We start from the raw sequence: 12,605 nt of genomic DNA on the forward strand, positions 1-12,605 counted from the left end.
CTTCTATGTCTGGCGATTCAAAAGATCAGTCGATGACTGGAATGAATCATGACATGTCTTCAATGAAAGGTATGGATCATGATATGTCTTCTATGGCAGGCAGTACAAAAGACCAGTCGATGACTGGAATGAATCATGACATGTCTTCAATGAAAGGTATGGATCATGATATGTCTTCTATGACAGGCGATTCAAAAGACCAATCGATGTCTGGAATGAATCATGATGTGCCAGTAAATGCTTCTGGAACAAATGAAGTAGTGTATGGATGGGCAAATGCATCAACGCCAGCTGGTCAAAGAGCATTGCAATATAGTGATTTACAATCCTTAACTCCTCAAAAAGATACTCGTGCCCCAGAACGTGAAATAGAAATTCGCTTGGGTGGAAATATGGAACGTTATATTTGGACAATTAATGGTAAGAAGTTTAATGAAACTGAACCATTTAAGGTGAAATATGGTGAGCGTATACGCTTGAAATTTGTGAACGACAGTATGATGGCTCATCCAATGCATTTACATGGCATGTTTATGCAACTTGAAAATGGCCAAGACCCTAGCAACATGCCGAATAAACATACTGTAATAGTGCCACCTGGTAAAACAATTACAACGCTACTAACTGCTGATGAGTTAGGCGAATGGGCTATTCATTGTCATTTGCTATATCACATGTCTGCTGGAATGATGAATAAACTTATTGTGGCAAATGTAGATAGCAATAGTTCTGATTTTAAGGATGTTGTTGCTCAACCCAAAGCAAATGATAAGGGGGTAAATCAACATGCACACCACTAAAAAATTATATTCTAAAACACTTTTATCCGTTGCTTTAATTGGATTATCAGGCGTGGCTTTTGCGAATGATACTGCTGTTGAAAGCCTGAATAGTAGTTCTAAACCCTCTCAATCAGAAAGTATGAAAGTGCTGTTAAAAGAGCCTGGTGGTTTAGGTTATGTTGATCGTAATAATTATCAAAAGACAACTTCTGGTAATGATGGGAACAATACCATAGGGTTTGAAAACGTAACTTTTAATAGTCCAAATCATGATAAGCATCTTAAAGAACATGGAGGGCAAATTTTTCAAACAACAAAGTTTGAGAATGAGTGGACTGTCGATGAAGATGGTAAAGGTGCTTTAGGTTCCAAAATTGAAACTTTAATAGGTACAGATGAAAATCGTCTATTTATTGAAGCCAATGCGGAAAAGTCAGAAAGTAATGATCCCAAATATGATATATCAGCACTTTATAGCCGTAATGTAGCACCTTTTTGGGATGTACAAGCTGGGGTAAGATATAGTGAAGATAAAAATAACAGCAACAGTGATCGAGTTGATGGTGTAATCGGCGTACTAGGGCTAGCTCCTTATTTTTTTGAAACCCAAGCTTATTTATACGGTGGTGAGAATAATTTTTGGGGAGCCAGCTTTGAAGTTGAGCGTGATTTCTTGTTAACCCAGAAATTGATTACACAACCTTATTTAGAAATAGATGCTGTGTTTAGTGATGATTCTAACTATGCTGCAAAATCAGGTTTATCAGAATTAAAAACTGGTATTAAAACCCGATATGAGGTTACTAAACGAATTAGACCTTTTGTTGATGTTGCTTATCAATATGAAAAAGGACAGAAAGCGACCACTATGCAAGCAGCTACTGAGTCTGAAAAAGGTTGGAAATATGGTGCAGGTATCGAAATAGTTTTTTAAAATAATATGATTTGGATTCATAAATGGTAGCTTCGGCTACTATTCATGAATTATTGCTATTTATTTTCGAATCTGTAAAACTAAAAAAGCTTAAATTTTGGTCTATTTTTATGCAGTGGTTAAAAACATGTCTATCGCTGTTTTTATCGTTTGCTATCCTTTTAGTAGGATCGGCTGCTGCTGCTTCGTCTGTACATAAGCGGTGTTTAATGCCATCTGAACAGATGAAGTCCATGCAAATGGAAGCACCTCAAAACCAGAATATGATGCATACTGACTGTATGAAAGTTGAAGCAAAGGTCAAAAAAACGCTACATGATCCTTCCTGTATGTCTGAGCAAGACTGCATTATGTCTTTTGCCAAAATTGCATACGCCAGTGATCCTCAAGGCATTTTGCACTCAACGTTATTCTCACCCGTAGAGCGATCAGTCTTTTATTTTCCAGATCAAAACCTTCCTGCTCCATATCCTTTGGTTTTATGGAAGCCCCCACGCTCTAACTAATTTGATAATTCTTCGTCATTCATAGAGTTTTCTATGGATGTTCTATGCGTGCGCGTGTATATCATTTTAGAGCTAAAAAATATGAACTTTTATAAAGAAAAGCTATCCCGTAGTGGAAGATGGCATATAGCTACGATCTTTTTCTCTTTGGTGTATGGTCAGGCGTATGCCCAGCCACTGTCGTTAGATACAGCTTTGAAGCTTGCTGAGCAATATGCACCTATTCTAAGAGCAAATAGTGCCCAGATTGAAGGGGCCGAGAATATAGTTTCTGCTTCAGGCATTTTACCCAACCCTAAATTATTTGTGGGCTTAGATAATTACCCCGTATCTGGTGATGCTGCATGGTCAATCACACGCGAAGGTATGACTATGCAGAAAATTGGTGTTATGCAAGATTTTCCAAACAGAGCCAAAAGACAGGCTGAGGTCGATTTAGCAAAAGCTGAATTAGGTTCAGTCAATGCCCAAACTGAGATTTTGAAGATTGAGTTACGTCAAAAAGTCGCAGCTGCCTGGCTTAAGCGCTTTTATCTTGAACGTAAATTGGCGTTATACGATGAACTATTTTCAGAAAATCGATTACTTTCTCAAATTACGCAAACCCAAGTAACATCGGGTCGGACAATGATTGCAGATGCACTTGAACCGAGACAGGAAGCAACTGTATTACTTGATCAAAAGGATGATCTACTTCGTGATTTAAATAAGGCCAAACTGGAATTGCATCGTTTAGTTAGTGCTGAGCCGAATGAAAACCTCTCTCAGATGGAAACCTTACCATCTCAGGCGCCATCCATCCATCTTGATACATCAAAGTTATATCATCATTTGCATCAACATCCTGAATTAACAGCATTTCAGGCAGAAAAGAAAACTGCTGAAGCAAAATTGAGGCAAGCTCAGGCTTTACAGAAACCAGATTGGGGCATTGAGTTTGCCTATCAGCATCGAGCTCCAGAATTTGGAGATATGATTGGGATGCAATTGACAACTGAGCTTCCTGTATTTTCAAAAAGACGTAGTAGCCCGCTCATTCAGGCAGCCTTATCAGAACAAAATCGGATTACTGCTGCACAAGAAGTCCGGTACCGTGAACATCTCGCTATGTTAGATGATGGGTTATCCGATCTTGAAGCACTTAATCTGCAAATTAGGCGTGCAATGCAAATGAGTATTCCTCTGGCCAAACAAAAAGTGGGATTACAATTGGCAAGTTATCAAGCAGGTAAAAGTAATTTGTCCAATGTGATTGCTGCCAGACAGGCTCTTTTAGAACAACAGTTACGACTCATTGATCTTCAACAACAACAAGCAATTACAACAGCACAGCTTTTCTTTACTTTTGAAGAACCGACGTTAAACCATGTTGAGGAGCAGCCATAATGATAAAAAATAAATTGGCAGTTACCGTTATGGGGATTACGGCTATTAGTTTGGTTGTGGGAGGCGGAGCCGGATATTGGTTTGCACAACAGAATGAGAGTCCTCAATCGACATCGGCAAGTCAGCAACAGGATGCCAAAGTATTGTATTGGTATGATCCCATGAAACCAGAACAGCATTTTGACAAGCCAGGCAAGTCACCATTCATGGATATGCAATTGGTACCTAAATACGCAGATGAAAATGCAGTGATGGTAGATGAAAGTCGTCCTACAGTTAAAATTGATCCCTCTTTTCAACAGAATCTAGCCATTCGTTATGCCACAGTTCAACAAGCTGTAATAGGCAATGCCTTATTAACCAATGGTGTTTTACAAGCTAATGAACGGCAAGTGGCTATTTTACAAACAAGAGCAAGTGGCTTTGTTCAGCGAGTCTATGGGCATGCCGTTGGAGATATGGTAGCCAAAGGGAGCCCTATTGCTGATATTTCAATACCTGAATGGACTGGAGAACAAACAGAGTTTGTCGCTGTACTCCGGACTGGAGACCGTGCTCTTATTCAAGCAAGCCGGCAACGTTTACAACTTTTAGGAATACCACAAAATGTGATTAATCAAGTCGAGCAGACTCGTCGAGTGCAATCTAATATGACTTTAAGTGCACCTGCAAGTGGTTTTATTGAGTCCTTAGAAGTTCGTAATGGCATGGCTTTAGCTATGGGGCAAACACTAGCCACCATTAAAGGGATCAATCCAGTCTGGTTGGAAGCAGCGGTTCCCGAAACGCAAATTTCCGGAATAAAGCGAGGAATGAGAGTCGAAGCAACTCTAGCTGCATATTCCCAAATAGTGTCTGGTAAAGTGATTGATATTTTACCTACCTTAGATGCTACCAGCAGAACTATAAAAGTTCGCATAGAGTTGCCAAATATTGATGGTCAACTTAAGCCTGGTATGTTTGCTTCTGTCAAATTCATAAGTAACCCTCAAAGTAATTTAGTTGTGCCAGAGCAAGCTGTTATACGTACGGGTACCAGAAATATTGTTATTGTGGCGCATGAGCAAGGACGTTTTGAACCTGTTGCTGTCCAATTAGGGCAAAGTGATGGCAATAAAATTGCAATTCTACAAGGGTTAAAAGCTGGTCAGAAAATAGTGATTTCAGGGCAATTCCTGATTGATTCTGAAGCAAATTTACAGGGTGTCCTTGATAAGCTGAATACTGGAAAATCTACTACCCCCTCTCAAGTAGTTAAGGCAGCTATATACCAAAGTAACGGTAAAGTGGAAAAAGTCACAACTCAAGAAATTACCATTTCACATCAGGCTATTCCTGAGTTGGGTTGGGAGGCTATGACCATGAGCTTTAAACAGCCAGTACAACCATTTACTAAGATTCAGCAAGGTGATCAGGTCAACTTTAGTTTTACAAAAGTTGGAGATACTTATGTCATTTCTAATATTGCCAAGATGTCTATGACATCTATGAAGAACTAAACGGGAGATCCATCATGATTACCCGTATTATTCGCTTTTCAATTGCGAATCGAATATTTGTATTACTAGCTGCTTTAGTTCTGGCTATCTGGGGGACTTGGGCTGTTAAAAATACTCCTGTTGATGCTTTACCAGATTTATCTGACGTACAAGTCATTGTACGAACTAACTTTCCTGGTCAGGCTCCACAGATTGTTGAAAATCAGGTGACTTATCCTTTAACAACAACCATGTTATCAGTGCCAGGGGTTAAAGCTGTTCGGGGCTATTCTTTTTTTGGTGATTCGTTTGTCTATGTCATTTTTGATGAGCATACTGACCTTTACTGGGCACGGTCTCGTGTACTGGAATACCTGAATCAGATTCAGGTGAAAATGCCTGCAAATGCAAAATCCTCATTAGGACCTGATGCCACAGGTGTTGGCTGGGTTTATGAATATGCATTGGTTGATCCCACAGGACAACATGATCTTTCGCAGTTAAGAAGTCTACAAGACTGGTTTTTAAAGTATGAGTTGAAGACTTTACCTAATGTAGCAGAAGTTGCCCCTATTGGAGGAATGGTCAAGCAATATCAAGTTGTCTTAGATCCAGGCAAAATGGCAACATTCAGCGTTACACAAAGTAATATTATCGATGCTATTCAAAAAGCCAATCAAGAAACGGGCGGTTCAGTCCTGGAAATGGCTGAAACCGAATACATGGTGCGAGCTACTGGCTATTTAAAAACGTTAGATGATTTTCGCCAGATTCCACTACGGACAAATAGTTTCGGTATTCCTATTACTTTAGGTGATGTTGCAACGATACAGACGGGACCCGAAATGCGTCGTGGTATCAGTGAACTGAATGGGCAAGGTGAAACTGTTGGTGGCGTTGTAATTTTACGGGCAGGTAAAAATGCACGTGAGACTATTGCGGCTGTTAAAGTAAAACTTGCTGAATTACAACAAAGTCTACCGAAAGGAGTACAAGTTGTTCCGGTATATGATCGGAGTCAATTGATTGATCGGGCTGTAGAGAATCTTAGCCATAAATTGATTGAAGAATTTATTGTAGTGGCTTTAGTTTGCGGACTATTTTTATGGCATTTACGTTCAGCGATGGTGGCTATTGTTTCTTTGCCACTTGGGATATTGTCGGCCTTCTTAGTCATGTATTATCAAGGGTTAAATGCCAATATTATGTCTCTGGGGGGGATTGCTATCGCGATTGGTGCGATGGTGGATGCTGCGGTTGTGATGGTCGAAAATGCACACAAACATATAGAAGCTTGGCAGCATAAACATCCGGATCAGGTCTTAGCACCACAAGAACGTTGGGATATTATTGCTCGGTCAGCCAGTGAGGTTGGTCCAGCTTTATTTTTCTGTCTACTCATCATTACCTTATCCTTCATTCCTATTTTCACCTTGCAGGCACAAGAGGGACGCTTGTTCTCACCATTGGCATTTACCAAAACTTATGCCATGGCAGCGGCAGCTGGTTTATCCATTACATTAATTCCGGTGTTGATGGGGTATTGGATCCGCGGGAAATTACCCTCAGAACAGCGTAATCCATTGAACCGTTTTCTGATCAAAATATATCGTCCTATGCTGGATGTCGTATTAGCTCATCCAAAGGCAACACTATTAGGCGCATTACTCATTTTTTTAGTGAGCCTTTTCCCGCTGACACGCTTAGGTGGAGAGTTTTTGCCAGATATGGATGAAGGTGATTTACTGTATATGCCTTCAGCTTTACCGGGATTGTCAGCAGCCAAGGCTTCTGAACTGCTACAGCAAACTGACCGGATGATTAAAACTGTTCCCGAAGTTGCGACTGTATTTGGTAAGGCTGGAAGAGCTGAATCAGCCACTGACCCCGCACCATTAGAGATGTTTGAAACCACGATTCAATTCAAACCACGGTCAGAATGGCGTTCAGGTATGACACCTGACAAATTAATAAAAGAGTTGGATAAGGCAGTTCAGGTACCTGGTTTGACAAATATTTGGGTGCCACCTATTCGTAACCGGATTGATATGTTAGCGACTGGGGTTAAAAGTCCTATTGGCATTAAAATTTCAGCAAATGATCTGCAAGATATTGACCGTGTCGCACAACAGATTGAACAAGTAGCTAAAACGGTACCTGGTGTTAGTTCAGCTTTAGCTGAACGACTCACGGGTGGACGATATGTTGATGTCGATATAAATCGTATGCAAGCTGCAAGATATGGTCTTAATATCAATGATGTACAACAAATTGTATCTTCAGCAATTGGTGGGGAAAATATTGGTGAGACTATTGAGGGATTAGCAAGATATCCCATTAATGTCCGTTATCCACGAGAGATCCGAGATTCGCTTGAGGCGTTAAGAAACTTACCGATTGTTACCAGCTCGGGTCAGCAAATTGTTTTGAGTAGTGTTGCCAATATTCAAATTACAGATGGCCCTCCCATGCTGAAAAGTGAAAATGCCCGCCCAAGTGGTTGGGTCTATGTTGATGTGCAAGGACGTGACTTAGCTTCAGTTGTGCAAGATTTGAAGCAATCTATAGACCAAAAAGTTAAACGTTCTTCTGCTATGAGTATTAGCTATTCAGGGCAGTTTGAGTTTATGGAGCGTGCAAATGCTCGTCTAAAAGTAGTGATTCCAATCACTTTGATGATCATTTTCCTTTTGCTTTATCTGATTTTTAGGCAAGTACAAGATGCTGCTCTGATTATGCTGACGCTACCTTTTGCCTTAATTGGCGGCATTTGGGCCATGTATTTGAGTGGCTATAATTTTTCAGTGGCAATTGCTGTTGGTTTTATTGCACTTGCTGGTGTTGCCGCAGAGTTTGGAGTAGTCATGCTGTTCTATTTAAAGCAAGCAATAGAACACGCACAACAGAGTCTATCTTCTTCAACAGCATCTTTAACAGAGCAACAGCTTAATGATGCAATCTGTTCAGGAGCTGTTCTACGTGTTCGCCCTAAAGCAATGACAGTTGCTGTCATTTTGGCTGGTTTACTACCCATTCTTTGGGGAAGTGGAACTGGTTCTGAATTGATGAGTCGTATCGCTTTACCTATGGTAGGAGGCATGATTTCAGCTCCGCTTTTATCTATGTTTGTTATCCCCGCTGCCTACAAGCTTTTAATCAAAAGGAAACTGTCAAAACATAGATAGTTTTATTATTTCATTCAAAGAGGTTTTATTATGTTGAAGTTTATGAAAATTATAGCAATTATTACAACTGTTGCTGCCCTGAGTGCATGTAGTAAAAATGAGGCATCAGAACAAAAAAAGACTGAAGTGCCGATGGAGCAAATGAGTAAAGAGCCATCTAAAGCTACAACTGCCCAAGGAGTTGGCGTGATTACGGCTATCGATACGAAAGAAAATATTTTGACGCTCAACCATGAAGCCATTCCTGCGATTAAATGGCCAGCAATGACGATGGGCTTTAAAGTCGCTGACCCGGCCTTATTAAGTGGTTTAACCGTAGGAGACAAAGTTGACTTTGAATTAAAGGCAGATGGCGAAAATTATATAATTGTTGTAGTAAAGAAAAGATAGTTTATTCAATATGTAATGCCATAAACACAACAGGATAAAATTATACCCTGTTGTGTTTAAATTGAATAGGTTAGATTAAATTCTACTAACAGTTTGATAGGTTATAAATGCAAATAAATAAGCTAATGCGAATAAATAAACTGCCATGATTGTTGGCTGTTTCCAACTACCAGTTTCTCGTCTTACCGTTGCAAGGGTAGCTAAGCAATGGGGTGCGAAAATATACCAAACTAAGAGCGACATCCCCGTAGCTAATCCCCAACCATCAGGACCAGAAATTTGACTCAGCAGTGTTTGAGTTACAGTATCTTCATCTCCAGACATTGCATAAATCACGCCTAAGGCAGCAATCACTACCTCTCTTGCAGCCATAGCAGGAATTAATGCAATACAAATTTCCCAAGTAAAACCAATAGGCTTAAATATTGGTTGAATAATATGGCCTAATTGGCCCGCCAAACTATAATTAATTGCTGGCATCGTTGCATGATCTGGTGGTTGAGGGAATGTAACCAACACCCAAAGTAAAATTGATAATGCAACAATAATTCCACCCACTCGTTTTAAGAAGATGGTAGCTCGATCATATAGCCCTAAAGCGACATTTCGTATATCAGGCAAACGGTAAGTAGGTAATTCGAAAATAAATATACTTTCGGTTTTATCCCTACGGATCAGTTTTAAGAAAAGTGAAACTAATAAAGCAGAAATGATACCAGCCATATAAAGGCCAAAAAGAACCAAACCTTGTAGACTCAACCAGCCATAAACCAATTTATTAGGTATAAATGCGGCTATTAATAAAGCGTAAACAGGAAGTCTGGCAGAGCAAGTCATTAAAGGAGCAATCATAATGGTTGCTAAACGATCTCTTTCCGAACTAATACTTCTTGTTGCCATAACCCCAGGAATAGCACAAGCAAAACTAGACAGTAGTGGAATAAAAGAACGGCCACTTAATCCAGCTTTTGACATTAATTTGTCTAAAAGGAATGCAGCTCTAGGTAAATAACCAGACTCTTCAAGAACAAGAATGAAAAAGAACAAAATAAGGATTTGAGGCATGTATGCCAGAACACTTCCGGAACCTGCAATAACTCCATCTACTATTAAACTCCTTAGCAGTGGAGGCGAGATGAGAGGACCTATTGTATTTCCTAGCCAAGCTATCGAATTTTCAATTAATGCAATAAAAGGCTGCGCCCAGATAAATACAGCTTGGAACATAATAAACATGGTAAGCGTTAGAATGAGTAAGCCAAGGACTGGGTGTAAAAAAATTTTATCCAGAAACGCAGTTCTTCTATCACCATTATCATTCGTCAGAATAACTTGTTGAGTTATAAATTTGATCTGATCAAAATGGTTTAATTCTGAATGATAAGGCGTTACAAACAAATTCTTTTGGTCTAATTGATTTATTAACTCTTGGATCTCTTTTTTCTTTACCGCTACTGCCTCTACAACAGGGATGCCTAATAGTTGAGATAATTTACTAGTATCTATTGAAATACCACGCTTTTTAACCTCGTCCATCATATTTAAGACAAGTAACATTGGTCTATTCAATGCCCTTACTTCTAAAACTAAGCTGAGGTGTAAGTGTAAGTTTGTCGCATCAGCAACGCATACATAAATATCGGGTATTATTTCACCTTCAAGTTCGCCAAGACACACAGCCCTAGTTACTTCTTCATCTAAACTTGTAGGCTTTAAACTATATGTGCCAGGTAAGTCTAAAACACGCACTAAATCACCAGATGGAAGTTTAAAAAAGCCCTCTTTTCGTTCAACTGTAACACCAGCATAATTGGCTACTTTTTGTCGCGTACCTGTTAGCGTATTAAATAGAGATGTTTTCCCACAGTTTGGGTTACCAATAAGGGCGATATTTTTACTGCTCATTCGAAATAATCTCTACAAAAATACGTTCAGCTTCGTTCTTTCTTAGTGCAAATCGAGACGTTTCGATTTGTACAAGTACAGGGTCACCACCAAAAAGTCCTTTGGCAAGAACTTGTAGAGACTCTCCAACTCTAAAACCTAAAAGTTCAAGTCTTTCAAGTACTGGATCTTTCTTGTCGAAATATTGAACTCCTTTTTTAAGATCAATAATTTTAACAACTTGATTGGGGCTAGCTTGGAATAAATTCATTTTTCAGCTCTCATTTCAATGTCAAGATTTTTCGAGCACCATTGAGTACAAATAAGGAGACTATAATTCCAATAACAAGATCTGGGTATGATGAACCGGTCCACGCAACGAGTATACCAGCCACGATTACTCCCATATTTACAATCACATCATTAGCAGAGAATATCCAACTTGCTTTCATATGCGCCCCACCATCTTTGTGCCCTGAAATTAAATATAGGCAAGTAACATTTGCGATGAGCGCAAGTATACCAATACCAATCATTAAGAAAGATTCTGGTTCACTACCATAAATAAAGCGTCTGATTACATCGATAATCACAGTTGTGGCAAGTACTAATTGAATCCAACCAGCAAAATGAGCAGCTTTAAGTTGGTATTTGGCTGCTTTACCCACGGCATACAGTGCGATCCCATAAACAGCAGCATCAGCAAACATGTCTAGGGAGTCTGCAATAAGTCCTGTTGATGCAGCAATAATTCCACAAGTAAATTCAATGAGAAAAAGTGCAGCATTAATAGCTAAAAGAATTTTTAGAATTTTTGACTGTCCACTCAAATCTATAGTTTCAGGTAAAGATCCTTCTGATTTAACAGTACTTTCAAGTTTTGCACCGTAACCTAAAGTTTCAAGTTTGGATGTAATCTTGTCGAGACCACCAGTATGAGCTACTTGTAGTTGTCGATTTGGTAGATCAAATTCTAAACCTTTCACTTCTTCTACAGAAGACAAAGTCATTCGAACCATTTGTTCTTCAGCAGAACAATCCATTTTTGGAAGTATATAGGTACTGGTTTCTTGTCCAGTTTGCTCTGCTTTATATTCTTCTGTCTTAACTAGGGTTGCCCCAAAGTCTAAAGCTTCAAGTTTAGCTGTTATTAAATTTACATCCTCATCGTGTAATACTTTCAAACTACGATTAGGCAAATCAAAAATGAGTTGTTCGATATTTTCAAAAGAAGATAGCGCTATTCGAACCATTTGTTCTTCAGCAGAACAATCCATTTTGGGAATTGAGTAATCGCTCATCAGAGAATAATGCGTTAGAGATCCTTGCCCCTTTATTTGTTTAGTTATCTCAGAATCACAACATAATATGGTACTGTTGGGACAACAAATATCCTTACTTGTTAATATTTTATTTTCAGAAGGCCCTTGATGAACAGATGTTCGATCTAGTCTCTCTCCACTACATGAACTCTTTTTATCGCTACCGCAGCCACTCATAGTTGTGCCTATTGATAAATTTTAACTTATTGCATATTAAAATCTCTATAGTTACTATAGAGTCAAGATAGATTTAGAGTATTTACAATGTTTATGAAGATTGGCGAACTTTCTGAAAAAACCTCTTGTTCTGTGTTAACAATACGCTTTTATGAGAAGGAAGGTTTAATTCCTCAACCAGAACGAACACAGGGTAATTATAGACTCTATACAGAAGATTATATTGATCGGTTGAAGTTTATCGTGAACTGCCGCTCTTTGAACATGAACCTTAATGAAATAAAAAAATTATTATTATACAGTGATGTACCTAAAAATAACTGTTCTGAGGTAAATGAGTTAATCGACTCTCATATTAAAGATGTAATGGAGAATATTAAAAATCAACAGAACTTGATTCGGCAGTTATTAGAGATTAGAAAGACCTGTGATGGGCAATGTACTGTGGATAAATGTGGTGTTTTGAAAAAATTAGCGTGATTATTTTTAATATAAACGGAAAAGTTACTCAATAAACTATGAGAATCTGATGAGATGTGATCTCTATTTTCTTAGTTATGA

11 protein-coding genes are annotated in these 12,605 nt (G+C 38.9%); 8 read left to right on the plus strand and 3 right to left on the minus strand.

Going from position 1 to position 12,605, the window contains the following annotated elements:
• From F933_RS17460 to F933_RS15505, 7 genes are all read left to right on the plus strand, one after another.
• Positions 1–800: multicopper oxidase domain-containing protein (locus F933_RS17460; protein ID WP_005062714.1), on the plus strand; the 800-nt coding region annotated here is incomplete at its 5' end.
• A complete protein-coding gene (locus tag F933_RS15480) occupies positions 787–1,716 on the plus strand; it encodes a copper resistance protein B (protein ID WP_005062716.1) in 930 nt (309 codons plus the stop codon). The genes F933_RS17460 and F933_RS15480, both read left to right, overlap by 14 nt.
• Positions 1,717–1,739: 23 nt before the next feature.
• On the plus strand, positions 1,740–2,222 hold the full coding sequence (locus F933_RS15485; protein WP_005062717.1) for a hypothetical protein: 483 nt from the start codon (positions 1,740–1,742) through the stop codon (positions 2,220–2,222).
• Between the two features lie 81 nt (positions 2,223–2,303).
• Positions 2,304–3,608, plus strand: a complete 1,305-nt coding sequence (locus tag F933_RS15490; protein WP_034711224.1) for a TolC family protein — start codon at positions 2,304–2,306, stop codon at positions 3,606–3,608.
• Complete coding sequence (locus tag F933_RS15495; protein ID WP_005062720.1) at positions 3,608–5,107, plus strand: efflux RND transporter periplasmic adaptor subunit; 1,500 nt, start codon at positions 3,608–3,610, stop codon at positions 5,105–5,107. The genes F933_RS15490 and F933_RS15495 overlap by 1 nt, the downstream gene beginning before the upstream one ends.
• A 14-nt stretch (positions 5,108–5,121) precedes the next feature.
• Positions 5,122–8,271, plus strand: coding sequence for an efflux RND transporter permease subunit (locus tag F933_RS15500; RefSeq protein ID WP_005062724.1), 3,150 nt, complete (start codon positions 5,122–5,124; stop codon positions 8,269–8,271).
• Between the two features lie 30 nt (positions 8,272–8,301).
• Complete coding sequence (locus F933_RS15505) at positions 8,302–8,661, plus strand: copper-binding protein (RefSeq protein WP_005062727.1); 360 nt, start codon at positions 8,302–8,304, stop codon at positions 8,659–8,661.
• A 75-nt stretch (positions 8,662–8,736) separates the two neighbouring features.
• Here the strand turns inward: F933_RS15505 and feoB are convergent, their stop codons facing one another.
• From feoB to F933_RS15520, 3 genes are read right to left on the minus strand one after another with little or no spacing between them, the layout of a single operon-like run.
• Positions 8,737–10,566, minus strand: coding sequence for a ferrous iron transporter B (gene feoB, locus F933_RS15510; RefSeq protein WP_005062733.1), 1,830 nt, complete (start codon positions 10,564–10,566; stop codon positions 8,737–8,739).
• Positions 10,556–10,816 carry a FeoA family protein gene (locus tag F933_RS15515; protein ID WP_005062735.1) on the minus strand — a complete coding sequence of 87 codons (261 nt, stop codon included), beginning with the start codon at positions 10,814–10,816 and terminating at the stop codon, positions 10,556–10,558. Before F933_RS15515 ends, feoB begins: the two co-directional genes overlap by 11 nt.
• A gap of 10 nt (positions 10,817–10,826) precedes the next feature.
• Positions 10,827–12,044 carry a cation efflux transmembrane domain-containing protein gene (locus tag F933_RS15520; RefSeq protein ID WP_005062736.1) on the minus strand — a complete coding sequence of 406 codons (1,218 nt, stop codon included), beginning with the start codon at positions 12,042–12,044 and terminating at the stop codon, positions 10,827–10,829.
• Positions 12,045–12,131: 87 nt separating this feature from the next.
• Here F933_RS15520 and cadR point away from each other — a divergent pair, with 87 nt between their 5' ends.
• On the plus strand, positions 12,132–12,524 hold the full coding sequence (gene cadR, locus F933_RS15525; RefSeq protein ID WP_005062738.1) for a Cd(II)/Pb(II)-responsive transcriptional regulator: 393 nt from the start codon (positions 12,132–12,134) through the stop codon (positions 12,522–12,524).
• The last annotated feature ends 81 nt before the right edge of the window (positions 12,525–12,605 follow it).

The organism is Acinetobacter beijerinckii CIP 110307 (assembly GCF_000369005.1).
Classification (GTDB): domain Bacteria; phylum Pseudomonadota; class Gammaproteobacteria; order Pseudomonadales; family Moraxellaceae; genus Acinetobacter; species Acinetobacter beijerinckii.